The following is a 24,885-nucleotide window of genomic DNA, read 5'->3' as shown; positions in this document are numbered from 1 at the left end:
CTATTCGTCCTCTGTGGACTCCTGTTGCGCACCAGGTGTCCCGCTGGAGTCACGCGTGCTCTGCTTGGTAGACGGTCGGATCGGGTGCGGCACGCACTCCGTCCGCGGTTCGCGGGTCGATGTCACCCGTTCGGGCCAGTCCGGCAGCCGTTCGGGTCGGTCCTCGGTCCCGGCCCTGGACCGGGGCGGCGCGGGTTCGGGTTGGGCGGTGCGCGCGGACGTCGTCGGCGACGGACCGGGAGCAGCCGGCTCGACGGTCCCCACCGGTTCGCCCGCGGCCGGTGGCGCGGCGGCGACCGAGGCGGGTGGCGGCACGGCGGGTGGCCGCGCAGTGGTCGGCACCACGACGGGTCGCGGCGCACTGGTCGGCGGCACGACGGGTGGCGGCACGACCGGTGGCGGCACGACCGGTGGCGGCACGACCGGTGGCGGCACGACCGGTGGCGGCACGACCGGTGGCGGCACGACCGGTGGCGGCACGACCGGTGGCGGCGCGACCGGTGGCGGGGCGGCGATCGCGGCGGGCGGTGCCGGTACGCGCGGCGGCGGCGCGTCCGGTGGCACCGCGACGACGATCAGCGCGGCCGGCGCGAGCGCGGTCGCCACCGCCGCGCCGTTCCGGGTGAGCTGGAGGAACACCCAGCCCAGGGCGGCCGCGCTGCCCGCGGCGAGGTAGCGCAGGTACCGGCGGGCCCGGGTGAGGTGGGACTCCACCGCCCGGCGGGTCAGCCCCAGGGCGGCCGCGGTCTGCGTGGTGGTGGCGCCCCCGGCGACCTCCCGGCACACCAGCTGGGTGGTGGCGGGCAGCCTGTGCAGCGCCTCGGTCAGCCAGGCCGCGTGCGCCTGGTCGCTGACCACGTCACCGGGGTCCGGCGGCGGGGTGTCGGCGTTGTGCAGCCGCGCCAGGGCGTCCTGCTCGTGCCTGCCCCGCCGGAGGTGGTCGACCAGCTTGCGCCGGGCGGCCACGGTCAGCCACGCCTCGACGCGCCTGATCGGCTCGCCCGGCGCGGCGTCGCAGGCCAGCAGGGCCAGCACGGCCTCGTGCGCGCAGTCCTCGGCCTCGGCCCGCGACAGACCGGCTCCCTGGCAGCGCCGCACGACGCGTTCCACCGCGGCCGCGAGGTCATCGGGGTTCATCACGCCTCCCACCGATGCGGGACGCCGACCGGACCTGCGGTCGTGCCCGGTCAGTCATCCGGTCCAGCGAGTGGTTCACCCACCCGCATCACTGCCATCGAACAGACCCGGGAAACCGTAACGATCGGATGCACTTCTTAACCCGATCAGTCCAACAAAGACAACACGAACGTGTGACGCCCAGACCTCACCTCTATTTACAACGTTAGAAAAACTAGGCTACAACCGCGCCGGCGCCCCAGGCCGCCACCGCGTTCCGACGAGGACGGGGAGCCCCCGTGCCGCCGGTGGGTGCGGTCACGTCCCTGTCCGACCACGCGGCGAAGCTCGCGGACCTCGTCGAACCGGACTGGTACGAGGCGAACGTCCCGTTCGTCGACCTGCCGGACGCCGACGTCGAGGACACCTACTACCACCGCTGGCACACCTACAAGGAAGCCCTCAAGCACACCGGCCCCGAGGACGGGTGGATCGTCTCGGAGTTCCTCGGCCCGGTCGGCTACTGGCCGCGCGGCGGCGCGGGCCCCAAGCCCGCCACCGACCTCCTCGACGAGAACACCACCGACTGGGCCCACCAGTACTCGTTCTGGGCGGCCGACGCGGTGCCGGCGCGCGCCGAGGTCGACGGGCGGTGGGGCTTCGCCGTGGACCGGCTGCCCGAGCTGGAGCGGCAGTGGGCCGCCTGGGCGCCGCGGTCCGACCGCGACCCGGGCCTGTACCGGCAGGTCCCGGTGTGGGACGCGATGGAGTACCCGGCGAGCTCGTACCAGGGTGACGACCCCTACCGCGGCGGCACCGGCTTCCGGCCGACGCTCAACGCCTACCAGTACGGCGACGCCATGGCCATCGCCGAACTGCTGCGGCTGCGCGGCGGGCCGGGCGACTTGGCCGCCGCCCGACCGGTACGAGGCGGGCGCCCGCGCGTTGCAGTCCACTGTGGACCGGAACCTGTGGGACCCGGGGACCCGGTTCTACCACCACGTGACGCGCGACGGCCGGACCGAGGTCACCGACCGGGAGCAGATCGGCTTCATCCCCTGGTACTTCCGCATGGCGCCGCCGAGCGCCGCCGCGGCGTGGGCGCAGCTGACCGACCCGATGGGCTTCGCCGCGCCGTTCGGCCCCACCACCGTGGAGCGGCGCAGCCCGTGGTTCGTGCACGACGCGCTCTGGGCTGCTGCCGGTGGTCGGGGCCGAGCCGGCCGTACGCCACGAGCCAGACGCTGACCGCGCTGGCGAACCTGCTCCACGACTACCCGGCCCAGCCCCACGTCGACCGGCAGGACTACTACGACCTGCTGCGCGGCTACGCGCTGACCCGGCGCGAGGCCGGTCGGCCGTACGTGGCCGAGGCGCACCACCCCGACGAGGACCGCCGGCTCTACGACGGGCGCGGGCGCAGCGAGGACTGTGCGGATCTCGCCGCTGGTCCCGGCCGACTCGGACCACTTCGCCGTGGAGAACGCGCCCTACCACGGCCACGACCTGACCGTGGCCTGGGACCGCGACGGCGACGCCCGCCACCGGGGGACCGGCCTGCGGGTGTGGGTGGACGGCACGCTGGTGCACCGGCAGGCCGACCTGCGCGCCGTCGACGTGCGGGTGGGCCCGGCGCGGCCGACCGACCCCGAACCGCTGGTGGACGACCTGGCCAACGCCGCCGGGACCGGCTACCCGGTGGACCAGCCACGGCAGCCCGAACCGGCAGGACTGGCCGGCCGTCGACCTCGGCGCGCCGACCAGCGTGTCCGACGTGCGGATCTCCTTCTACGACGACGGCGGGGGCGTGCGCGCACCCGACGCCTACGACCTGCAGTACCACACCACGGCTGGCGGGTGGGCCGACGTGCCGGGGCAGCGGCGCACACCACCGGCACCCCGACGCGGCCGGCTCAACCGGGTGCTGGTCGACCCGGCGGTGCTCACCGACGACCTGCGCGTGCAACCGTCCCGCGCGGACGGCGGCGCGGTCGGCAGTGCCCGTGCGGCCGGGCCACCGAGGTGACCGCGACGGTGCGCAGTCCCGGGCAGGCCGCTGGAGCTGCGCCGGCGCCTGCACGTCGTCCTGGCCTGGTACGACAACCACTTCGGCACCTCGGCCGCCGACGTCCGGGTCGCGGGCCGGACCGGGGCGGGGCCACCGGTGGGTGCTGCGCGAGCGTGACCTGGGCGCCGGGTGACCGGTTCGCGGTCGCGTTCACCGGGGGTGCCATGACCGGCCGGGGCGAGCACGGGGGCCGGTGGCGGGCCCCGCGCGCGGTCCCCTTAGGCACGGCGGTCGACCCCGCTCGGGTGGCCGGCTGGTCACCCGAGCGGGGTGCGGCTGACCGGTGGGCGGTTGGCGCTGGAACGGGTGACCGTGCTGGGCGGGCAGCCCGCCGTCAGCCGCCGCCCGGCGGGTCGAGGGTCACGCCGGTGACGGCCTGGACCTCCTGGACGCAGATCTCCAGCAGCGGGATGTCGTCGTAGTTGCTCAGGACGACGCCGACCCACCCGGTGTCCGGGTAGACGCTCCAGTTGGCGGAGCCGCCGCCGGTGCCGCCGCCGCGCCCGATCACCCACTGGCCGCCGACGATCGAGACCGGCATCGTGTACGCCTCGTACGACGTGGGGCCGTGGCCGGGGAGCTTGGGCCCGGCGAACAGGTCGGCGTAGGGCTTGGACAGCAGGGTGCCGTCGCGCAGCGCGTTCGCGAACCGGACCAGGTCCGGCGCGGTGGCGAAGCCGTCGCCCGAGGCGTGGCCGATGAAGGCGCGGCCCGGGTTCCGGTCGGGCGCGTGCTGGTTCAGGCTGCCCTTGTCCAGGTTGCGGACGGCGTCCACCCTGCTGCCGTCGGCCTGGAGCATGTACGGGTGGGCGATGTGCTCGTCGGTGAGCCACTGCTCCCTCGTGTAGTACGCCGACCCGGTCATGCCGCAGCGCGCGAAGACGTGCCGGTGCAGGTAGTCCCAGAACGTCGTGCCGGACACGGCTTCCACGACCTGCGCGGCGATGGCCAGGGCCGCGCCGCCGCCGGGGCGGTGGCCGTTGTCGCCCGAGCCGGGCGCGGCCACCAGCTCCGCCCGCCGGGTCCAGTCCCGCTGGTGCTCGCGCACCTCCTCCCGGCTGTGGAAGACGCGCCGCCAGTCCGGCATCGGGGCGTCCAGCCCGGAGGTGCCGGTGAGCAGGTGGTGGACGGTCACCCGCTCGGCGATCTCCGGCGCGAAGCCGGTGAGGTGGGTGCCCACGGTGTCCGACAGCGCCAGCCGGCCCTGCTGCACGAGCTGGAGGACGGCCACCGCCAGGAACGGCTGGCTCGCCGAGGAGAGGGTGAACGCGGTGCCCTCGTGGTTGCGTATCCCCCTTTCCCGGTCGGCCATGCCGTAGCTGCGCGACAGCACCGTCCGGCCCCGGTGCGCCAGCAGCACCACGCCGGAGAACCGGTCCCGCGCGGCCAGCTCCGCGACGTACCGGTCGTAGGCGCCGCCGGGCCGGGTGGCCGGCGGGATCGGGTCGTGCCCGGGTCGTGCGTCGGGGTCGGTCGGTGCGTCGGGTGGGGCGGCCTGGGCCGCTCGGGCGCCCAGCAGCGGCACGCCGGCGGCGGCCAGCCCGCCCCACCCGAGCAGCCGCCGCCGGTCGACACCGCGTGCGGGATCGGGGTTCACCACCGCGGTCCTCCCCCGCCCCGTACGTCCTCACCTGCGAATGCGTTGTTCTTCACGCGTCCACTGAAGACCGGGGACCGTTGCGGGGGCGTATCCGATTTCCGATACGCCCCCGATATGGCCCGCAGCCCTCAGGGCGCGACCCGCAGCACGAGCTTGCCGCGCACGCGCCCGCCCGCCAGCAGCTCGTGCGCCCGCGCGGCCTGCTCCAGCGGCAGCACCTCGGCCACCTCGACGTCGACCACCTTCTGGTCGATCAGCTCGGCCAGCCGGGTCAGCGCGGTCCCGTCGGGCTCGACCAGGAACGGGCGGACCCGCACCCCCCGCGCGGCCGCGGCCCGGGCCAGCTCGGGCGAGACCCCGCCGGGCACGGCGACCAGCAGTCCGCCCGGCGCCAGCACGCCCAACGACCTCGTGCTGGTGTCGTCGACCTCGTCGCCGACCAGGTCCACCACCACGTCCACGTCCCGGAGCACGTCCTCGAAGCGGGTGGCGGTGTAGTCGACCACCTCGGCCGCGCCGAGCCCGCGCAGCCAGTCGTGCTTGTCGGCGCGGGCCGTGCCGATGACGTGCGCGCCCAGGTGGGCGGCGAGCTGCACGGCGAAGTGCCCGACCCCGCCGGCGGCGGCGTGCACCAGGACCCGCTGGCCCGCGCGGACCCCGGCCGCGTCCACCAGGACCTGCCAGGCGGTCAGCGCGGCCAGCGGCACCGCGGCCGCCGCGTCGTGGTCGATCCGCGCGGGCTTGCGGGCGAACTGCCGGGCGGGCGCGGTGACGTACTCGGCGTAGGCGCCGGCGGCGCGCGGGAACCACGGCATCCCGTACACCTCGTCGCCGACCTCCAGGGTGTGCACCCCGAAGCCGACCTCCTCGACGACACCGGAGACGTCCCACCCGACGGTGAACGGCGGCTCGCCCAGCACACCGGCCATCCCGCCGCCCGCCCTGGTCTTGTGGTCGACCGGGTTCACCCCGGCGGACACGACCCGGACCAGCACCTCCGTCGGCAGCGGCGCCGGCCGCGGCACCTCCGCGACCCGCAACACCTCCGGACCGCCGAACGCGTCCTGGACGACGGCGCGCATGGTGCTCATCGAATTCCCTCCCACGGGCCGGGCCCTCTGCCCGGCGACGGCCACGACGCTATGCCGGGGGGAGTAGTAACCCGCAAGGGCAACTACTATCTTCGAGGAAGCATCCAGCTCAGAGCTTCGGAGGGCACCAGTGACCACCACCTGCGCGACCGGGCAGCACGACAAGCACGACGTCTACGCCGCCCAGTGCCCGTGCCGCGACGTGCTCGACCTGCTGGCCAACAAGTGGTCCGCCCTGGCCATCGGCGCGCTGGAGGACGGTCCGCGGCGCTTCGGCGCCCTCCAGCGCCACCTGGAGGGCGTGAGCCCCAAGGTGCTGACCGCCACGCTGCGCAGGCTGGAGGACGGCGGTTTCGTCAGCCGCACCGTCTACCCGGCCGTGCCGCCGCACGTCGAGTACGAGCTGACCCCGCTGGGCCGCGGCGTGGCCCGCCCCCTGGCCGCGCTGCGCGGCTGGGTGGAGGACCACCTGCACGAGATCGGCCCGGTCTGACCCGGCACCTCACCGCGGCCGCACCCCCGCGACCTCCGCCGGTGGTGGCCCGGGGTGCACGATGCCCAGCTCGCGGGTGGTGCGGGTCATGGCCACGTACAGGTCGTTGTGGCCCAGCGGCGAGTCGGCCAGGATCGCCGCCGGGTCGACCACCAGGACCGAGTCGAACTCCAGCCCCTTGACCTGGTCCGGGGTCGACAGGCAGCCGGGCGGGACGACCCCGGCCAGGGCGGCGAGGTGCCGGCGCGGCACGACGACCGCGAGCCGACCGTCCACGTGGTCGGCGGCAGGCCGGCCGTCCACGTGCTCCGCGACGAGCCGGGCGACGGTCCTCGGCAACGCGGCGCGCGTGGTGCGCAACCGCCACGGCGGTTGGCCGGTCGAGCGGACCGACCGGGGTGGCGGGGTGCCGGGGTGGTGCGCGGCGAGCAGGTCGGCGGTCGCCTCCACCACCTCGGCCGGGGCGCGGTAGTTGACGGTGAGGCGGGTCTGCCGCCAGCGGTCGCCCACGTGCGGTTCCAGCACCCGCGCCCACGAGGACGCGCCCGCCGGGTCGCCGGTCTGGGCGAGGTCGCCGACGACGGTCATCCACTTGGCCGGGCACCGGCGTGCCAGCATCCGCCAGGCCATCGCGGACAGTTCCTGGGCCTCGTCGACGACGACGTGCCCGAAGGTCGGCGGCGCGCCGGTCCCGAGGAGTGCGGCGGCTTCGTCGAGGAGCGGGACGTCGGCGGTGCTCCAGTCGGCGGTGCTCCAGTCGCCGGTGCTCCAGTCGCCGGTGCTCCAGTCGGCGGTGCTCCAGTCGCCGGTGCCCGGTGCGCCGTGCCCGTCGAGGAGCGGGGCATCCCCCGCGGCCGGGCCGGCGAGCAGGTCGGCCACCACGCGCTCCGGGGTCAGCGGCGGCCACAGCGCGTCCAGGGCGGCCCGGACGCCGGGGTCGGCGAGCAGCGAGTTCCGCAGGCCGGCCAGGTCGACCTCGTCCAGCAGGTCGCGGGGCGCGTCGAGGTCGTCGGGGCCGAGCACGACACCCGCCGCCGCGAGGGCGCGCAGGTCGGCTTCGCCGAGTCGCCCGTCCGGGCTGCCGCCGTCGATCGCCTCGCCGGTGTCGGTGCGCGTGACCGCCTCCAAGCAGTCGGCGAACTGCCGCGCCAGCGCGTCCACCACCTCCCGCTGGAAGACCAGCCCGGCCTGCTCGTGCGGCAGCCCGGTGGCCCTGGCCGCGCGCACCGCGCGGCGGCAGGTCGCCGGGTCGAGCCGCAGCACCAGCCGTTCGAACTCCACCTCGACCGGCTCGTCGGGCACGCGGACCCGGTCGCGCACCGCGGCCGCCAACAGCCCGGCCAGGTCCGCCCGCCCCTTCCGCTCGGCGGTCGCGGGCGGGTCCACCCGACCGACGCGGACGCCCGGGAGCAGGTCGACCACGGTCGAGGTCACCACCCCGCCCTCGCCCAACCCGGGCAGGACCCGCCCGATGTGCTCCAGGAACAGCCTGCTGGGCCCCACGACCAGCACGCCGCGGGTGCGCAGGTGCGGGTGCGCGTACAGCAGGTGGGCGACCCGGTGCAGCGCGACGACCGTCTTGCCCGTGCCCGGGCCGCCCTCCACCACCAGCACCCCGCGGTACCCGTCCCGCACGATGCGGTCCTGCTCGGTCTGGAGGGTCGCGACGACGTCCCGCATCCGCCCGGTGCGGCCCGCGGTCACCGCCGCCAGCAGCGCGGCCTCCCCCACCAGGGTGTCGCCCCCGAAGTGGTCGCCGGTGTGGTCGAGGTCCAGCAGCTCGTCGTCCAGCGCCACGACGACGCGCCCGCGCGTGGTGATGTGCCGCCGCCGCCACACGCCTTCGGGGACGACCGCCGTCGCCGTGTAGAAGGGGCGGGCGGCGGGTGCTCGCCAGTCCAGCAGCAGGGGGTCGTCCTGCCCTTCCCGGAACAAGCTCAACCGACCTATGTGGACACGACGGCCGTCGCGCAGGTCCAGCCGCCCGAAGCACAGCCCCTCCTCGACCGCGTCCAGGCGAACCAGCTCGGCCCGCCACACCGCTGCGGCAGCCGGGTCCGCGCCCGCCCCCGCCAACCGCTCCGCGGCCTCCTCGCGCATGGCGTCCAGCCGGGCGTACAGGCCCGTCAGGTACTCCTGCTCGACCTCGAACTCACCGGTGCTCAAACCCCGCACTCCCCCACACGTCGGCGATCGGTGGCACCGAGCGTGCAGGCGGGTCGCCCCGAAGAACAGTCTTGTTCTTCCCGGCCGCGTCAGCCGCCCACTACGGGACGCGCGGCTGCCCGGTCGAGGACCGGACGACGAGTTCGGTGGCCAGCTCGACGCGGGCGGCCTCGGGCGCGCGGCCCGCGATCAGGTCGGCCAGCACCCACCCCGCGTGCCTGCCCATCTCCGCGAGGGGCTGGCGGACGGTGGTCAGGGCCGGTGAGGACCACTCGGCGGCGGGCAGGTCGTCGAAGCCGACGACGCTCAGGTCGCCGGGCACCGAGAGGCCGGCGGCGCGGGCCGCGTCGAGGACGCCCAGGGCCTGCTCGTCGTTGGCCGCGAAGACCGCGGTGGGGCGGTGGGGTGCGGTGAGCAGGTCGCGCGCCTCCCGGTAGGCGCCCTCGCGGCTGAAGTCGGCGTGGCGCACCAGCGCGGGGTCGAGGGCGACGCCCGCCCGCCCCAGGGCGGTGCGGAAGCCGTCCAGGCGGGCGTCCCCGCACAGCAGGTGGCGCGGGCCGCCGACGACGCCGATCCGGCGGTGCCCGAGCGAGAGCAGGTGCTTGGCGGCCGTGACGCCGCCGGTCCGGTTGGCCGCGGCGACGCTCGGCAGGTCGGGGTGGGCCGCGTCGACCGGGTCGATGAGCACGACCGGCATCCCGGCGCGGGCGAACACGTGCCGCTCGGCGGCGCTGAGCGGGCACAGCACCAGCAGCACACCGGCCCGACCGGCCTCGACGAGCCCACCGGCGAACGACGGGCCGCGGCCGGCCGCCGAGGACATGACCACGTCCAGGCCGGAGTCCACCACGCCGCGCATGACCTCCATGGCCCAGGCGCTGTTGAGCACGGGGAGGACGAGTTCCACCAGCGGCACGGGGCGGAGCGGGCCGGTGGGGTCGTGGTGCTGCGCCGAGGGCTCCGGTGGGCGCCCGGCCGCCGGGCCGACGTGGCACTGGCGGTTGACGACCTTGGAGACCGCGGCGCCCGACCGTCCCGGGGTGGTCGTGGGCCTCGCCAACGTCAGTCGACACATGACGCCGATAGTATCGACATCTCCACGAAACACAATCACTCCGCTGAACTGCATCAATTCACCTCGATGACCAGCACTTCCCTTCGTCGATGGGTTCTAAGTGGCCCTGTGTCGCAGGTTATGTCGATAAAAGTTTCGAAACTTTTGCCGTGCCTCCGGTTCCTCGGCGCACCCGGCACGCCCGCCGTGGCCCGTGCCTCGATCAGGGCGAGTTCCACGTCGGACGTGATGCCGGGCCGGGAACGGGTACGCCCCCGCTGACCTCGACCGAGCGGACCCTGGAGAGCCGATGTCAGACCTGAACACCGCCGTCGTGTACTACTCCGCGACCGGCAGCGTGTACGCCATGGCGCAGGCCGCGGCCAAGGCCGCCGAGCACGCGGGCTCGGAGGTGCGGTTGCGGAAGGTGCGGGAACTCGCGCCCGACGAGGCGATCGCCAGCAACGAGGGGTGGGCCACCCACGCCAAGCAGACCCAGGACCTGCCGGAGGCGACGCTGGAGGACCTGGAGTGGGCCGACCTGCTCATCTTCGGCGCGCCCACCCGGTTCGGCATGCCCGCGGCGCAGTTGAAGCAGTTCCTGGACACCACCGGCCCCCTGTGGGCGGCGGGCAGGCTGGTCAACAAGGTGGCGACCTCGTTCACCTCGGCCGCCACCGCGCACGGCGGCCAGGAGACCACGATCACCGCCCTGAACAACACCTTCTACCACTGGGGCTGCGTCATCGTCCCGCCCGGCTACGCCGACCCGATCCAGTTCCAGGCCGGCAACCCGTACGGCACGAGCCACGTGTCCAACAACGGCCAGACCCCGCCGGGGCAGGTGGAGCTGGACGCGGTGTCCTTCCAGGCGCGGCGCGCGGTGGAGATCACCCGGGCGCTCAAGGCCGGTCTCGCGAAGGGCTAGGCACCGCGCCGCAACGCCTCGGGCCCGCGGGCCCCGCGACGCGGCACCGTTGACTAGCGTGTCGTCGTGATCGATTCGATGGCGCGGGTGCTGCGGTGGGCGGAACGCGCGATGGCACCCGGCGCGCGGGTGACCGGGGTCCGGGGGCTGCGCGCCGGGTCGAACCCGTGGCTGGTCCGGGTCGGGGGCGCCGGTGCCGCGGACGCGGCCGTCCTGCGGGTCTGCCCGGTTGACGACCCGAACCGCGGGGAGTACGCGCCCCAGGTCGCGGCCCTGCTGCTGGCGGAGCGCCACGACCTGCCCGCGCCCCGGCTGATCGCCGCCGACCTCGACGGCGAGGCGACCGGAGCGGTCGCGGTGCTCACCACGGTGGTGCCCGGCACCAGCCGGATACCGCGCGTGGCGTCGCGGGAGCGGTTGCGGGCGCTGGGCGCCGCGGCGGCGTCCCTGCGCACCGCGGTGGTCGAGCCGGGGGCGGACCTGCCCGCACGCCGGTGGGCGATCGACGTCGAGGACCCCGGTGTCCTGATGGCGCGGGACGCGCCCGGCTCCTCGCCGCTGTTGGCCGAGGCGGTCGACCGCGTGAACCGGCTGCCGGTGCCCGACGGGCCGACCGCGTTCGTGCACGGCGACCTGTGGCAGGGCAACACCATGTGGGTTGGTGACACCTTCGCCGGGTTCATCGACTGGGACTGCGCCGGGGTGGGTTCCCCCGGGGTGGACCTGGGCAACCTCCGCTGCGACGCGACGATCCTGTTCGGCGGGTCGGCGGCCGACCAGGTCCTTGCCGGGTGGGAAGAAGTCGCCGGGCAGGACGTCGCCGGACAGGACGTCGCCGGGCAGGACCGAACCACCGACCGAGCCGAAGTCGCCACCCGGCAGGCCGACCACTGGGTGGCCTACTGGGACCTCGTCGGCGCCTTGAGCACCCCGGCCGACGTCGCCGCGTGGCTACCGCTGATGCACGAGGAAGGCCGCACCGACCTGACCGGGGAAACCGTCAACCACCGCCGCGACGCGTTCCTGCGCCACGCCCTCGACCGGCTCCCGGGCAGGAGCCCCGAGCCCGGCTGAGCCGCACGTCCGGCCGTGCGCGCTTGGCTGGACGCCCTTGGCCATGCGCACTTGGCTGTGCGCACTTGGCCATGCGCGTCTCCAGCCATGCGCGTCTCCGACCGTGCGCGCTTAGCCGTGCCCGCCCCTGGTTGTGCTCGTCGATCGGCTCACCTCCCCCCGCCGTACCTGTCGGCCGACACGTCCCGGGCCCCGGCATCGCGGTCCGTCCCGGGCTCCGCCCGGTCCTGGGGCGGCACCAGGCCGGGCAGGTCCTGGATCGGGCCGGGGTGGAGGTCCGGCTCGGTGAGGTAGCCGTCGCGGGGCAGGAGGCGTTGCACCTCCACGTACTCCGGGTGCGCCACGGTGCCGTCGTGGGAGGCCGGGGCTGGTTGGGGGTTCTCCAGCACGAAGCCGAGCTTGCTCCAGTCGTGCACCATGCGGACGCTGTCCGCGTAGCCGACGAAGTCGTCGGCGGTCTGGTCGCGGGCGGTGCCCACCCAGGTGACGTGGCGCCACTTGCGGTCGGTTTCGTGCATGGCGTAGACGAAGATGGGGCGTTGCGCGGGCCACCACCAGACGAAGTGGTCGTCGACCGGTTGGACCGAGCACAGGTTGAAGTCTGCGTGCCAGGGCAGGGCCATGAACTTGGTGACGTCACCCGGCCCGAGGCCGTGGGTCAGGTCGGCGCCCAGGTCGAGCCGGCCGGGTTCGGTGGGGATGTCCTCGGCGTGCCTGATCCGGAACGGTTCGGCGTAGATGGCGGTGATGCGGCACAGCCAGGTCATCTCGATGCCCGGCGAGAAGGCGCCGCCGGCGCAGTTCTCCAGGTCGGCGCGGGTCGCGCGGTGGCCGGGGCGCTGCTCCAGCTCGCTGCGGCCCGCCACCCGGCCGGTGCGGGTGAACCTGCCCTCGCCCCACTGCCTGAGCAGGAAGTACTGGGTCGGGGTCAGGGTCAGGAACTTCGCCGCCTGCTGGCTGGAGCCCAGTGCGTCGTCGCCGGGCTGGTAGGGCATCGTGCGGTAGCCGGTGGTGCGCGAGGCCAGGGTGTTCTGCTTCTCCGGCGCGCGCAGCACCTCCACGTAGTACCGGCGGAGCTGGTCGTAGCGCGGGTCGGGGTCGCCCAGGCGCTCCCAGTCGAAGGTGTGGACCTTCGGCGGGATCGCCACCACCCACGGGTACTTCGACACCCGCTCCAGCACCGGCCTGATCTCCGAGTCGAAGTCGGGTTCGTAGTCGCCCTGCCACTGGCCGTCGCGGTAGATGCCCGGGCGCAGGCCCTGGTGGCGCACCGCCACGTCGAACATCGTGTCGTAGAGGCTGATCAGGTTGACGATCTGGGGCGCGTAGGCGGGCGGGGCGACGATCACCCACGCCGGGTCGTCCACCTCGACGGCGCGCTGCTCCCCCGTCGGGCCGGTCAGCCACACGGTCGCGGTCACCGGGCCGTCGGAGGTGTCGTCCCACCAGTCGTCGTTGTTGGCGTAGTTCGGCAGGCTGATCCGGTCGCGGGACGTGCCCGCCTTGCCGTTGCCGCCCAGGAAGAGCAGGCGGCCCCCGGGGTCGGCGACGACCCGGCCCAGCGTCGTGATGCCGTTGCCCTCCGGTTTGAGGGGCGGCGGGAAGCTGCTGTGCTCGCGGGTGCCGTCGAACTCGGCGGTCTCCGCGCCGCCCGGCCCGCTGACGACGGTGCGCGGGCCCGGGTCGATGACCAGGGCGTAGCGGTCGGCGCCGGTGCGGTGGGCGTTGCGCAGCGGGTGGTCGACCGGGTAGCCGCGCTCGCCGGCCGAGGTGCGGAACTCGTACCAGGACGCCTTCTTGTTGGCCGGGTACGCGGTCCACTCGATCCGGTCGACCACCTCGTCGCCGACCTCGGTGCCCGGGCTGAGCGCGGTGTCGCCGGCGTGGACGCGGAACAGCGCCGCCTGCTTGCGCAGCCTGCCGGCAGCGTCCCGGAAGTCGGCGGCCGTGAACGGCGCGCCGTCCGGGTTCACCGGCAGGCCGCCGGGTTCCTCCGGTGGCAGGTAGAACTCGTCGCTGTCGCCCAGCCTGGCGATGCCGATGGCGGGGAAGATCCGGAACCTGGGGTCGGCCATGGTCAGCCCTCTCTCGAAGCCGCTGCGGTGGTCAGCCCGCCGGCCCTTCCTCACCGGCCGCAGCGGTCGCCCCGCCACCGGCCCTTGCTCACGGCCGCAGTGGTCGCGCTGCCACCGGCCTTGCTCACGGCCGCAGTGATCGCGCTGCCACCGGCACTTCCTCACAGCCGCAGCAGTCGCCCCACCACCGGCCCTTCCTCACAGCCGCAGCAGTCGCCCCACCACCGGCCCTTCCTCACGTCCACCTCGGCACTCACCCCACCTCCAAGGCGGCCCCGACCTTGCGCAGGGCGGCGACCAGCGTGTCCGACCCGTCCGCCAACGGGTCGTCCGCCACCAGCCCCTGGAGCCCGACCACGCCCTGCCGCAGGTCCTCCAACCGCTCGCGGGGCGCCGGCACGTAGCGGAAGGCGGGACCCGCCACTGGGTCGACGGTGGTGTACGCGGGCGCGACGACCGGCGTCTGCATCAGCTGGGTGGCCAGCACCGGCAGCGCCACCCGCATCAGCGGCACCACGCGGGTGAAGAACGCCTCCCGGTCCCAGCTCCCCTCGTCGCGCCGCCCGCCGAGCGCGATCTCCAACTGGTCGACCAGCTCGCTGTAGCACAGGTCGAACATGTCGCTCAGCCGCTGCGCCACCGGGTTCTCGTACTGCCCGACCCGGCCCGGGTTCGGCGTCATCGGGTACACCGGCGGCAGCGGGGTGGTGCCGTCGGCGATGGCCTTGAACTTGAAGTAGTGCGACATCTCCAGCGGTGTGCCCAGCACCGGGCCGTACGTGCCGTCGGCGCGCGGGCCGTAGTACTCGTACTGGCCCCAGGGCTGCTTGATCTCGTACTTCTGGTCGGCCGGCCGGTTGGTGAGGTCCGCGCCCTCGCCCTGCTCGACGACCTCGTTGATCGCCTCCAGCGCGGTGCGCAGGCTGTCGACGACGATCACGGTGCCGCCGTTGTTGCCGAAGTTCCAGTCGTCGCTCTGGTACTCGGTCCGGTACTCGCCGCAGACCTCGTCGTAGCGCCGGAACAGCTTCTCCACGGCCAGGTACAGCTGCCCGATGGTGGTGAACTCGTCCTCCTGCGCCGGGGCGTCCGGCTGGGCGGGCTGCTCGATCCTCATGAACGTCTCGCGGAACAGCTCGCGCGAGGCGGGCATCAGCTGGAGGTACGGGCCACCGTCCGCCGCCTTCTCGGACAGGTGCTGCGGGTACCTGGGCGGGAACACCACCTCCTCGCCCCGGGTGACCACCAGCCGCGGCGTGCCGCCCACGGCGTTGAGCAGGTTGCCCGCCAGGTTGAGGTGGACCATCTCCTCCATCACCACGCCGCGCACGAGCTGGTACGCGGGCGAGCTCTTGTCCTTGATGGAGTACAGCGCCGTGAGGTAGGGCGGGATGGTGGAGAACTCCACCTGGAGCGCGACCTGGAGCAGTTCGCGCAGGCGCACCACCACGTCGTCGTCGACGACCTCCTCCACGTCGAACGACAACGCCGGCAGGATGAAGAACCCCGCCTCCTCGACCGTCGACGTCATGACCGCCCCCCCCGCAATCCACATCGGAAATCCGCTGTCCAGGCCAGTGTGGCACGGTTCGGGGGCCGTGGGCGGAAGTTCACCCTGCCGAGTAAGTTTCCTTGTCGTACAGGCGTTTTCCCGCATTTTTCGGTGACCACCGGGCACCGCGCATCGACCCCGATCGTGTGACGAGACGACAGGATCAGGCGAAATGCCAAGCACAGCAACACTTCCGCGAATCCACGGTCCACAATCGCGGCACGGCAGGCGTTCCGCGCTCACCGATCAAGGGGGAAGGTGGTCGACGTGTCGTTCAGGAGCGGACCGGCGAACGGGTCCCGGTACGACGTCGTGGTCGCGGGCGGCGGTCCGGCCGGCTCGGCCGCGGCGGCCACCCTGGCCCGGACCGGCCACCGGGTCCTGCTGGTCGAGGCGTCGCGGTACGCGGAGCCGCGGTTGGGCGAGTCGCTGCCGCCACCGGTGCGGATGTCGTTGAGCGAGCTGGGCTTCGGCGCGGTGGCGGCCGCGACCGGGGTGCCCTCCGCGGGCGACGGGAGCGCCTGGGGCGGGCCCGAGCTGCACCGGCGGTCGTTCCTGTTCAACCCGTGCGGCCACGGGCTGCACGTGGACCGGCGGCGGTTCGACGCCCACCTGGCCGCCGCGTCCGCCGAGGCCGGGGCCGAACTGGTCACCGGCACCCGGATCACGTCGTGCGAGACCGACGGGCGCGGCTCGTTCACCCTGACCGCCTCGGGCCCGGTACCGCTGCGGTTCGAGGCGCGCGGCGTCATCGACGCCACCGGCCGCCGGGCGCGGCCGGCCCGGTCGCTGGGCGCCCGCAGGCGGGTGCACGACCGCCTGGTCGCGGTGGCCGCGCACTACCGCACCGGCCCGGTCGACTGCGGCCAGGCGCTGGTGGAGGCCGTGCCCGGCGGCTGGTGGTACGCCGCGCCCGTGCCGCCGGACCGGCTGGCGGTGCTGTTCCTGACCGACGCCGACCTGTGCCGGCGGCACGGCTACGCGCGCCCGGAGGTGTGGCGCGCCCGGCTGGCCGGGACGCGCCACGTCCGCGCGGCCGCCGCCGGGGGCGAACCGCTGTGGGGCCCGGTGGTGTCCTCGGCGGCCGGGCACCACCTCGACCCGGCGTCCGCGCCCGGCGCGTGGCTGGCCGCGGGTGACGCGCTCATGGGCGTGGACCCGCTGTCGGCCGGCGGCGTGCACCGGGCGCTGACCACGGGCGCCGACGCGGGCCGCGCGCTGGCCGACTGGCTGGCCGGCGAGCCGGGGCCCGCGCGGGCGTACCGGGCGCGGGCGCTCGCGGACTTCGTGTCGTACCGGCAGGCGCGCCGGGCCTGCTACGCCCTGGAGCAGCGCTGGCCCGGCGAGCCGTTCTGGGCACGACGGCACCGGTCGTGAAGTCGCCGGTCGCGGAGGCGGTTCACCCCCCGTACGCGAGGACCTGGCGCACCGCGTGGTAGGCGGGCTTCTTGTCACCGTTGGCGTCGAACAGCAGCGGCGTGCCCGACGCGCGCCACGAGTCGGGGTCGCGGATGCCCCACACGGTGATCCCGGTGCACCGCGCCACCGACAGGCACGCCTCGACCACCCGGCGGTAGCCGTCGGCCTGCGCCGCACCCGAGCCCTCCACGTCCAGCTCCGTGACCTGCACGTCCACCCCCAGCTCGGCGAAGCTGCGCAACGTGGTCCGGTAGTCGGCGGGCACCGGGTTGTAGCTGCCGAAGTGCGACTGGACGCCGACGCAGTCGATCGGCACGCCCCGGGACCTGAAGTCCCGCACCATCCGGTACACCGCCTGGGTCTTGGCGTGCGACCAGTCCTCGATGTTGTAGTCGTTGTAGCACAGCTTCGCGCCCGGGTCGGCCGCCCGCGCGGCCCGGAACGCCGCCTCGATCCAGTCGTCACCGGTCCGCTGGAAGTTCGAGGCGCGCCGCGCGCCGGAGGTGCCGTCGGCGAACGCCTCGTTCACCACGTCCCAGGCGTAGACCTTGCCCCGGTAGTGGGCCACCACCCCGGTGACGTGGTCGAGCATCGCCTGCCGTAACGCAGGACCGCTCAGCGCCGCCAGCCACGAGGGCTGGCCCGAGTGCCACAGCAGGGTGTGGCCGCGCACCCGCTTGCCCCCGGCCAGGGCGCGGTCGACGACGCGGTCCGCGGCGGTGAAGGAGAACTGGCCCTGCCTCGGCTCGGTCGCGTCGAGCTTCATCTCGTTCTCGGGCGTGACCACGTCGAACTCGCGGTCGAGGATGCCCGTGTAAACGGGGTCGGAGAGCTTGTGGGCGGCCACGGCCGTGCCGAAGTAGCGACCGGTGCGGTTCGCCGCCTCGGCCAGCGTGCCGGCGGGGGTGGCCGCCGACGCGACCGCGGGCACCGCGAGCAACACGCTCGCGGCGACCACGGGTACGACGGCGGCCACCAGGTTCGACAACGTCCTGCGCACTCGACGGTCCTTCCTGTCGGAGGGGGGAGGACGCGGCCCGGACGCCGACGGGTGGCCGGAGCCGGGCGCCGGTGCGGGCTCACGCGTTGCCGACGATCGTCATGCGCGGGGCGAACCCGGGTCAACGGTTGCCGAAACCTTGCGAAACAACGCGGGGTGCCGGTCAGTCCCCCTTCACGTTGACGACCTGCCGCAGGGTGTGGCGCACGTCGACCAGGTCCCGGGCGTCCTGCATGACGACGTCGATGTCCTTGTACGCCGCCGGGATCTCGTCGATGAACGCGTCCGTGTCGCGGTACTCGATGCCCACCATCGCCTTGCGCAGGTCCTCCCGGTTGAACGCCCGGCGCGCGGCCGACCGCGAGTACTCGCGGCCCGCGCCGTGCGGCGAGGAGTTCAGCGAGACGGGGTTGCCCTTGCCGACCACCACGTACGACGCGGTGCCCATCGAACCCGGGATCAGGCCGGGGCGGCCCTCCTCCGCGTTGATGGCGCCCTTGCGGGACAGCCACACCCGCTTGCCGAAGTGGGTCTCCTGCTCGGTGTAGTTGTGGTGGCAGTTCCCGGTGAGGATGTTGTCGGCCAGCGCGAACGAGTGCGTCCCCTCGACCACGGCGCAGTAGACCTCGGTCCACTCGCCGGTGGGCCGGACCGCGACCACGTGCCAGTCGCGCGGCTCGACCACGCCCCGCCCGGCGGTGAAGCGCGCCCGGTGCTCGTCGACCAGGAAGAACTCCGGGTCGAGGTCGGCGCGCATGAGGTCGACCGAGTACCACTCGGCCGCCCCGGCGCGCGGGGACGACGTGATGCCGAACGTGCCGACACCGACCTCCTGGCAGACCAGGCGCGCGAACTCCAGGTCGTCGCGGGACGCCGAGGACAGCGTCGGGCGCCCCGTCGCGTCCACGTCGCCGGCCACCGCGAAGCGGCCCGCCAGCCACCGGTACAGCTCGTCGACCGGGGCGTCGGGCGACGGCCGCCCCGCACCCGGCCCGGCCGCGCGCCGGTCCACCACGAGCCCGTCCGGCCGCCCGGGGAACGTGGACCGCAGCCGGTCGCCCGCCCGCAGCTCGACCGTGGTGGCGTCGGCGCGCGAGTGCAGCAGCCAGCGGTGGCCCGCGGTCGCCCGGACCGCCTTGGTCACGCCGCCCCGGCTCAGCAGCACCTCGTGCACCTCCTGCCTGCCGAACGACCGCACCGGCGCCTTGACCCACCGGCCGTCCGCGGTGAGCAGTTCGTGGTGGGCGCCCGCCAGGGCCTCGATCGGGCGCGTGCCGGTGCGGGTGAGCACCTCGGTCTCACCGGCGAAGCAGTTGACCGTCTCCTGCCGCTCCACCTCGCGGCCGGTCCAGTCGGCCACGCACCGGACGACCCGGTCCATCATCTCCTCGCGGTTGAGCCACGCGAACTCCTGGGCCCAGCGCATCTCCCGGATGTACCGCCAGAACTCGTCCTCGCCCTCGACCAGGTAGGCCAGGTCCGGGTCGGGCAGGTCGATCCACCGCCGCTCGCACTGCTCGCGGGCGACGCGGATGTGCTTCTGGGCGATCTTGTTGCCCACCCCGCGCGACCCGGAGTGCAGGAACAGCCACACCTGCCCGGTCTCGTCGGTGGTGACCTCGATGAAGTGGTTGCCGCTGCCCAGGGTGCCGAGCTGGAGCTCCCAGTTGCCCGCGTAGGCGCCGGGGTCGAAGCCGGCGTCCGCGGCCTTGCGGGCCAGCACCTCGACGCGGTCGCGCGCGGTGTCGGTCAGGCGGTCGTTGTACCTGCCCGCCGAGAGCGGCACGGCCTTCTCGATCGCCTTGCGCAGCGCGGCCAGCGGGCGCGTGCCGAGGTCGTCCCGGGTGAACTGGGTGCGCACGGCGATCATGCCGCAGCCGATGTCGACGCCGACGGCCGCCGGGATGATCGCGCCCAGGGTGGGGATGACGCTGCCGACCGTGGCGCCCTTGCCCAGGTGCGCGTCGGGCATGAGCGCCACGTGCGGGTGGATGAAGGGCAGGCGCGAGGTCTTCTCGGCCTGGTCGCGGGTTGCCGGGTCCAGGATGGATGCCCAGTTCACGAGGCGCTTGCTGATGTGCTCCACGGGTCGAAGCTAGGCGGGATCACCCAGCGGCGCGAGCGGAATTCGCCGGCCGACCCGTTCCGTACGGTACCGTACGGACAGTCGACCGTACGGCACCGTACGGTCCGCGTCCCGGAGGTGCGCATGGTGGTGTTGGCCTCGTCCACGGCCCTGGTGCTGCTGCTGGTCGGCGTTTTGCACGTGGTGTGGGTGTTCTCGCCGTGGCCGTTCCGCAGCCGGGAGGACTTCGCGCGCCGGGTGGTCGGGGTGGCGGTCGACCGCGCGCCGTCGGCGGGCGCGACGGTCGGGGTGGCGCTGCTGCTGGGCGTGGCCGCCTACCTCGTCGCGGCGCGCGGCGGGGTGGTCGGCGCGCCCGGGCCGGCGTGGTTGACGGTGGTGGGCGCGGGCGGGGTGGCGGCGGTGCTGCTGCTGCGCGGCGTGGCCGGGTTCGCCGTGTCGTCCCGGCGCGGCACCGAGTTCGCCCGCCTGGACGTGCGGGTGTACTCGCCGCTGTGCCTGGCCCTGGCGGCGGCCTGCGGCGCGGTCGCGGCACTGGGCTGACGCCCGACCGGTCGCCCGGCCTGGGCCGGGTGGACCAGGTTCCGACGGGGGCGGAACTCGTTCGTACGGCGTCCTTGTGCGCGGCCGGCGGGTGAACTACCTTCCCGCGAGTAGTCGACTGCGGAGTCCGCCGTGGCGGTGAGAACTGTGCGGATCCAGGTGCTCGGCTCGTTGCGGGCGTGGCACGACCGCGTGGAGCTCGACCTCGGCCCGCCCGGTCGGCGGGCGGTGCTGGGCTTGCTCGTGCTCGCCGGCGGCGAGGCGGTGACCAAGCGCGAACTGGTGGACTCCCTGTGGGGCGAGCAGCCGCCGCGCAGCGCGGTGAACGTGGTGCAGACGCACGTCAAGCACCTGCGCCGGCTCCTCGAACCCGGTCGCCCGTCGCGCTCGACCAGCCGGGTGCTGCCGCACGTCAGCGGCGGCTACGCGGTCGACCCGGGCGCGGTGGACGTCGACCTGGTGCGCGTGCGGCACCTGATCGCGGAGGCGAACGAGGCGCACCGCGCCGGGGACACCGCCCGGGTCGCCGCGCTGCTGGGCGAGGTCCTGCGGTCGTGGCGCGGGCGGGTGCTGGCCGACGTGCCCGTGCTGGCCGGGCACCCCAAGGTCGTGTCGCTGGTGGCGGAGCGCCGCGAGGTGCTGGCCCGCTACGTCGACGCGATGATCGCGACCGGCGCCGCCGCGGACGTGCTGCCCGAGGTCGCCGGCGCCGCCGCCGAGCAGCCGCTGGACGAACCCGCCCACGCCCGGCTGATCCGCGCCTACCACGCCGTCGGCCGGCGGGCCAAGGCGTTCCAGGTCTACCACGAGGTCCGCGACCGGCTCGTCGAGGAGCTGGGGGTCGACCCCGGCCCGGAGCTGCGGGCGGCCCACGGGACGCTGCTGCACGACCACGTCGCGCCCGCCCCGACCGGGGAGGCGGCCGACCGGCCCGCGGTGCAGGTGCCCAAGCAGCTGCCCGCCGAACCGCAGGGGTTCACCGGCCGCACCGCCGAGCTGTCCGCGCTGGACCACCTGCTGCGCGGCGGGGACCGCTCGGGCGGCGCGGTCACCATCGCGGCGATCTCCGGCAGCGCGGGCGTCGGCAAGACCGCGCTGGCCGTGCACTGGGCGCACCGCGTGCGCGACCGGTTCCCCGACGGGCAGCTCTACGCGAACCTGCGCGGGCACGCGCACGGCCCGCCCGCGCCGCCGGTCGAGGTGCTGGCCCAGTTCCTGGCCGCGCTGGGGATGCCCGCCGAGCGCGTGCCGGTCGACCTGGAGACCGCGTCGGCCCTGTACCGGACGCTGATGACGGACCGGCGGGCGCTGGTGGTGCTGGACAACGTGGCCGGGCCGGACCAGGTCGGGCCGCTGCTGCCGCCCGGCCCGGGGTGCGTGGTGGTGGTGACCGGGCGCGACCGCATGGGCGGGCTGGTGGCGGTGCACGGCGCCCACCGGCTCCCGCTGGGCGTGCTGAGCCCCGGGGACGCGCTGGCGCTGCTGGCGCGCGTGCTGGGTGCCGAGCGGGTCCGCGCCGAGCGCGCGGCCGCGGTGGAGTTCGCCCGGCTGTGCGTGCACCTGCCGCTGGCGCTGCGGATCGCGGCGGCCAACCTCGCCGACCGCCCCGGCGGCGGCATCGGGGACTACGTGGCGGAGCTGCGGGCGGGCAACCTGCTGGCCGCCCTGGCGGTGCGGGGTGACGAGCAGACCGCGGTGCGGACCGCCTTCGACCTGTCCTACGCCGCGCTGCCCGCCGCGGCGCGGCGCACGTTCCGCCTGCTGAGCCTGGTGCCCGGCGCCGACGTCAGCACCGGGGCGGTGGCCGCGCTCACCGGCGCGGACCCGGCGCAGGCGGCCCTGCTGCTGGACCGGCTGGCCGGCGCGCACCTCGTCGAGCACCACGCGCCCGGCCGCCACCGCTTCCACGACCTGCTCCGCCGCTACGCCACCGAGCAGGCGGCGCGGCGGGAGCCGGCCCGGGAGCGCGAGGCGGCCCTGGACCGGTTGTACGACTGGTACCTGGGCGCGGTGGACCGCGCCGCCCGGCTGGTCTACCCGCACATGCTGCGGCTGCCGGTGCCCGCGACCGCGGCCCGGCCGCCCGACGGCCTCACCGGCGCGGCGGGGGCGTCGGCCTGGCTGGACGCCGAACGCGCCAACCTCGTCGCGGCGGTGCGGCACGCGGCGCGGTCCGGGCCGCGACCGGCGGCGTGGCTGCTCGCCGACGCCATGCGCGGCTACTTCTGGATGTGCATGCGCCAGGTGGAGTGGCTGGCCGCGGCCGAGGCCGGGCTGTCCGCCGCCGAGGCGGCCGGTGACCACCGCGCGCGGGCCGCGGCCCGGCTGGGCCTGGCCGACCTGCACTTCCGGCAGAGCCGGTACCGGGAGGCGGTGCGGCACTACACCTACGCGCTGGTGCTGGCCCGGCGGGCCGGCTGGGTCGAGGCGCAGGCCGCGGTGCTGGGCAACCTGGGCCTGGTCTACTGCCAGGCCGGGCGGCTGGCCCTCGCCGCGACCCGGTTCGAGCGGGGGCTGGCGCTGAGCCGGGGCATCGGCCAACCCGCGGGCGAGGCCGTCGCGCTGGGCAACCTCGGCGTCGTGCACTGGCAGCTGGGCCGGTTGGCGGAGGCGGCCGAGCACTACGCGCTGGCGCTGGACCGGTACCGCCGGATCGGCGCGCGTTTCGGCGAGGCGATCAACCTCAACAACCTGGGCCACGTGCGGCGCGCCCTGGGCCGGCCGACCGAGGCGGCCGAGCTGCTGGGCCGGGCGCTGGACCTGTACCACGAGACCGGGGACCGCGGCGGCGCGGCCGAGGTGCACGGCAGGCTGGCCGCGGTGCACGGCGACCTCGGCCGCGGTGACGAGGCCCTGGCCCACGCCCGGGCGGGCGTGGCGCTGGCCCGGGAGATCGGCGACCCCAGGACCGAGGCGGAGGCGCTGGCCGCGCTGGCCGCCACGCACCTCCGCCTCGGTCACCGCCCCGAGGCGGTCCGCCACTACCGCCGGTCGCTGGAGCTGATCCGCGGCACCGGTGACCGGTACCCCGAGGTGGAGGCCCTGATCGGCCTGGCGACGGCCACCTCGGAGGCCGGTCCCGCCCGGCAGGCCCTGCTTCTGGCCGAGCGGGCGGGCTACCGGGCGTTGCAGGGCCAGGCCCTGGGGGCCGTCGCCGACGTCTGCCTGGCCCTGGGCAAGCCGCGGGACGCGGCCCACCACGCCCGCCGCGCGCTCGCCGTCCACCGGGAGACCGGCCACCGCCTCGGCGAGGCGCACGCCCTGGCCGTCCTGCGGCGGACCTCCCCCGGTGCCTGAGCTACTGCCGCTTGATCCCGTAGTCCAGGTCGTGGTTCCCGTCCGGGTGCAGGTTGATCAGCGCCCACGGGTTCACCGCCCCGGTCTCGACGCCGTCGCCCCCGCAGGAGAACTCGCCCATGCTGAACGCGGTCCACAGCTGCCGGCCCGACACCTTCTCCACGCTGTCCTTGAGCACCCCCTGCCAGGCGCAGGTGGCGGAGAACTCCTGGTGCTCCAGCTTCGTCTCGACCCAGACGACCTCCGTCCCCCTGGCGCACCACGTCACCGTGTAGGTGTAGGACCACAGGCCCGGGTCCTCCAGGTGCAGCGGCCCGGCGGTCCACGGACCTGCCGTGCACTCCGGCGGCGCGGCCTCAGCGGTCCTGGTCCCGGGCAGGGAGAGCGCCGCCCCGGCCGCGAGCACGGCCACCACCCGTCTCATCGTCATCCCTTTTCCCCCTTGGTTCACCTGTGGTGCCCAATGTCCTGCTCGCTGCGGGAAGCCGCAAGGAGCCGACGCGCCCCGTCCAACCGGCGTCCAACCGATGTCCAGTCGCCGGGAACGGCTCTTGCCCGCCGGAGGGCTGGTGGCCGTTCGGTCTGGGTGGGGAGGCGCCGGGAGAGGGGCGGCGGCTGCACGTCGAAGGGCGACCTTGCCGGGGTGTCCGGTGCGGTCGGTCGTGTCGGGTCGAGATCGCCCGTGGCGCCGTGTCCCTCTACAGTGGGGTTCCAGCGTGACCGATCTGGCCAGGTGGGGGATGCCGCGTAACCGACGCCCGCAGGACCGGGAGGAGAAGCGCGGTGAGATCGTCGCCGCGGCCACGCGGTTGTTCGTGGAAGAGGGCTACGACCCCACGACGGTCGCGCGGATCGGCCGGGAGGCGGGGGTGACCTCCAACACCGTCTACTGGTACTTCAAGGACAAGGACGAGGTGCTGGTCGCTGTTCTGGACGCGCTGTTCGCGCAGTTCCTGGCCGGCGTCGCGGAACGCTCGGCCGAACCGCCGGTCGAGCAGTTGTTGTGGGCGGTCACCGAGTTGCGGCGGGTCAATCGGCTGATCACGACGGTGCACGCCAGGGTCGCGGCATCGGAGTCACTGCGGGTGTGGCACGACGGCTTCCACGTGCGGGTCGAGGCGATCCTGCGGTGGCACCTGGCGGCGTTGGGCGTGCCGGAGACCGAGCAGGACGCGATGACCCGGATCGGGGTGTTCGTCGTCGAGGGGATGCTGACGCACGCGGGCGATGCCGTGGGCGATCGCGCCGTCGTCGAGACGTTGGTGCGCAGTGCCCGCGGCATCGCCGCCGTGCCGGGCTCCCCCGGCCCCGGGTGACGGGGCGGGT

General features: G+C 74.7%; 18 protein-coding genes and 1 pseudogene. 9 read left to right on the top strand and 10 right to left on the bottom strand.

Translation table 11 applies throughout. From position 1 onward, the window contains the following. Positions 1-1,137: a sigma-70 family RNA polymerase sigma factor gene (locus tag EKG83_RS49035; RefSeq protein ID WP_153278196.1), complete on the bottom strand. Its 1,137-nt coding sequence runs from the start codon at positions 1,135-1,137 to the stop codon at positions 1-3. Between the two features lie 936 nt (positions 1,138-2,073). Between EKG83_RS49035 and EKG83_RS47910 the strand changes: the two genes are divergently transcribed. Further along, entirely contained in the window at positions 2,074-2,364 is a 291-nt protein-coding gene (locus EKG83_RS47910) for an MGH1-like glycoside hydrolase domain-containing protein (RefSeq protein WP_051766641.1), read from the top strand. 499 nt (positions 2,365-2,863) lie between these two features. Beyond that, positions 2,864-3,142, top strand: a pseudogene (locus tag EKG83_RS47905) (MGH1-like glycoside hydrolase domain-containing protein); the annotation flags it as partial. 376 nt (positions 3,143-3,518) lie between these two features. On the opposite strand, the gene EKG83_RS18100 reads toward EKG83_RS47905, so the two are convergent. Together EKG83_RS18100 and EKG83_RS18095 are read right to left on the bottom strand one after the other, a co-directional pair. Next, positions 3,519-4,781 (bottom strand): serine hydrolase domain-containing protein, encoded by a 1,263-nt coding sequence (locus EKG83_RS18100; protein WP_033434183.1) that lies wholly within the window; start codon positions 4,779-4,781, stop codon positions 3,519-3,521. 131 nt (positions 4,782-4,912) lie between these two features. After that, on the bottom strand, positions 4,913-5,866 hold the full coding sequence (locus tag EKG83_RS18095) for an NADP-dependent oxidoreductase (RefSeq protein WP_033434098.1): 954 nt from the start codon (positions 5,864-5,866) through the stop codon (positions 4,913-4,915). Positions 5,867-6,005: 139 nt separating this feature from the next. Between EKG83_RS18095 and EKG83_RS18090 the strand changes: the two genes are divergently transcribed. Further along, entirely contained in the window at positions 6,006-6,368 is a 363-nt protein-coding gene (locus EKG83_RS18090; protein WP_033434097.1) for a winged helix-turn-helix transcriptional regulator, read from the top strand. Between the two features lie 9 nt (positions 6,369-6,377). Here the strand turns inward: EKG83_RS18090 and EKG83_RS18085 are convergent, their stop codons facing one another. Further along, on the bottom strand, positions 6,378-8,468 hold the full coding sequence (locus EKG83_RS18085) for a HelD family protein (RefSeq protein WP_084716955.1): 2,091 nt from the start codon (positions 8,466-8,468) through the stop codon (positions 6,378-6,380). A gap of 166 nt (positions 8,469-8,634) precedes the next feature. Then, positions 8,635-9,609, bottom strand: coding sequence for a substrate-binding domain-containing protein (locus EKG83_RS18080; protein ID WP_084716949.1), 975 nt, complete (start codon positions 9,607-9,609; stop codon positions 8,635-8,637). A 289-nt stretch (positions 9,610-9,898) separates the two neighbouring features. Between EKG83_RS18080 and wrbA the strand changes: the two genes are divergently transcribed. Both wrbA and EKG83_RS18070 read left to right on the top strand, forming a co-directional pair. Beyond that, positions 9,899-10,516: an NAD(P)H:quinone oxidoreductase gene (gene wrbA / locus EKG83_RS18075; protein ID WP_033434095.1), complete on the top strand. Its 618-nt coding sequence runs from the start codon at positions 9,899-9,901 to the stop codon at positions 10,514-10,516. 66 nt (positions 10,517-10,582) lie between these two features. Continuing rightward, positions 10,583-11,590 carry a phosphotransferase family protein gene (locus tag EKG83_RS18070; RefSeq protein ID WP_228122664.1) on the top strand — a complete coding sequence of 336 codons (1,008 nt, stop codon included), beginning with the start codon at positions 10,583-10,585 and terminating at the stop codon, positions 11,588-11,590. 149 nt (positions 11,591-11,739) lie between these two features. Here the strand turns inward: EKG83_RS18070 and EKG83_RS18065 are convergent, their stop codons facing one another. Beyond that, the gene (locus tag EKG83_RS18065; protein ID WP_033434094.1) at positions 11,740-13,665 is read right to left on the bottom strand and encodes a LodA/GoxA family CTQ-dependent oxidase; all 1,926 of its coding nucleotides are present in this window, start codon (positions 13,663-13,665) and stop codon (positions 11,740-11,742) included. A 253-nt stretch (positions 13,666-13,918) separates the two neighbouring features. Further along, positions 13,919-15,196: a ferritin-like domain-containing protein gene (locus EKG83_RS18060; protein ID WP_051766638.1), complete on the bottom strand. Its 1,278-nt coding sequence runs from the start codon at positions 15,194-15,196 to the stop codon at positions 13,919-13,921. 288 nt (positions 15,197-15,484) lie between these two features. Between EKG83_RS18060 and EKG83_RS18055 the strand changes: the two genes are divergently transcribed. After that, complete coding sequence (locus tag EKG83_RS18055; protein ID WP_033434179.1) at positions 15,485-16,594, top strand: tryptophan 7-halogenase; 1,110 nt, start codon at positions 15,485-15,487, stop codon at positions 16,592-16,594. A gap of 22 nt (positions 16,595-16,616) precedes the next feature. Here the strand turns inward: EKG83_RS18055 and EKG83_RS18050 are convergent, their stop codons facing one another. Both EKG83_RS18050 and EKG83_RS47900 read right to left on the bottom strand, forming a co-directional pair. After that, on the bottom strand, positions 16,617-17,636 hold the full coding sequence (locus tag EKG83_RS18050; protein ID WP_084716946.1) for an endo-1,4-beta-xylanase: 1,020 nt from the start codon (positions 17,634-17,636) through the stop codon (positions 16,617-16,619). 163 nt (positions 17,637-17,799) lie between these two features. Then, positions 17,800-19,722 carry an RtcB family protein gene (locus EKG83_RS47900; RefSeq protein WP_211269215.1) on the bottom strand — a complete coding sequence of 641 codons (1,923 nt, stop codon included), beginning with the start codon at positions 19,720-19,722 and terminating at the stop codon, positions 17,800-17,802. 123 nt (positions 19,723-19,845) lie between these two features. On the opposite strand from EKG83_RS47900, the gene EKG83_RS18035 reads away from it, so the two are divergent. Together EKG83_RS18035 and EKG83_RS49030 are read left to right on the top strand one after the other, a co-directional pair. Further along, positions 19,846-20,262, top strand: a complete 417-nt coding sequence (locus EKG83_RS18035; RefSeq protein ID WP_033434093.1) for a DUF3995 domain-containing protein — start codon at positions 19,846-19,848, stop codon at positions 20,260-20,262. A gap of 132 nt (positions 20,263-20,394) precedes the next feature. Beyond that, a complete protein-coding gene (locus EKG83_RS49030; protein ID WP_265590339.1) occupies positions 20,395-23,559 on the top strand; it encodes an AfsR/SARP family transcriptional regulator in 3,165 nt (1,054 codons plus the stop codon). 1 nt (position 23,560) lies between these two features. On the opposite strand, the gene EKG83_RS18025 is transcribed toward EKG83_RS49030, so the two are convergent. Then, positions 23,561-23,989, bottom strand: a complete 429-nt coding sequence (locus EKG83_RS18025; RefSeq protein WP_033434092.1) for a hypothetical protein — start codon at positions 23,987-23,989, stop codon at positions 23,561-23,563. Positions 23,990-24,299: 310 nt separating this feature from the next. Between EKG83_RS18025 and EKG83_RS18020 the strand changes: the two genes are divergently transcribed. Beyond that, complete coding sequence (locus EKG83_RS18020; RefSeq protein ID WP_033434091.1) at positions 24,300-24,875, top strand: TetR/AcrR family transcriptional regulator; 576 nt, start codon at positions 24,300-24,302, stop codon at positions 24,873-24,875. Positions 24,876-24,885: the final 10 nt, after the last annotated feature.

This window comes from Saccharothrix syringae (assembly GCF_009498035.1).
GTDB lineage: Bacteria > Actinomycetota > Actinomycetes > Mycobacteriales > Pseudonocardiaceae > Actinosynnema > Actinosynnema syringae.
This window is presented reverse-complemented; position numbering and strand designations above follow the sequence as displayed.

What these genes read in the sequence shown, in the direction of transcription:
- EKG83_RS49035 (WP_153278196.1), bottom strand. Translation starts at nt 1,137, where the DNA reads ATGAACCCCGATGACCTCGCGGCCGCGGTGGAACGCGTCGTGCGGCGC.
- EKG83_RS18095 (WP_033434098.1), bottom strand. Translation starts at nt 5,866, where the DNA reads ATGCGCGCCGTCGTCCAGGACGCGTTCGGCGGTCCGGAGGTGTTGCGG.
- EKG83_RS18085 (WP_084716955.1), bottom strand. Translation starts at nt 8,468, where the DNA reads ATGCGCGAGGAGGCCGCGGAGCGGTTGGCGGGGGCGGGCGCGGACCCG.
- EKG83_RS18080 (WP_084716949.1), bottom strand. Translation starts at nt 9,609, where the DNA reads ATGTGTCGACTGACGTTGGCGAGGCCCACGACCACCCCGGGACGGTCG.
- wrbA (WP_033434095.1), top strand. Translation starts at nt 9,899, where the DNA reads ATGTCAGACCTGAACACCGCCGTCGTGTACTACTCCGCGACCGGCAGC.
- EKG83_RS18065 (WP_033434094.1), bottom strand. Translation starts at nt 13,665, where the DNA reads ATGGCCGACCCCAGGTTCCGGATCTTCCCCGCCATCGGCATCGCCAGG.
- EKG83_RS18060 (WP_051766638.1), bottom strand. Translation starts at nt 15,196, where the DNA reads ATGACGTCGACGGTCGAGGAGGCGGGGTTCTTCATCCTGCCGGCGTTG.
- EKG83_RS18035 (WP_033434093.1), top strand. Translation starts at nt 19,846, where the DNA reads ATGGTGGTGTTGGCCTCGTCCACGGCCCTGGTGCTGCTGCTGGTCGGC.
- EKG83_RS18025 (WP_033434092.1), bottom strand. Translation starts at nt 23,989, where the DNA reads ATGACGATGAGACGGGTGGTGGCCGTGCTCGCGGCCGGGGCGGCGCTC.
- EKG83_RS18020 (WP_033434091.1), top strand. Translation starts at nt 24,300, where the DNA reads ATGCCGCGTAACCGACGCCCGCAGGACCGGGAGGAGAAGCGCGGTGAG.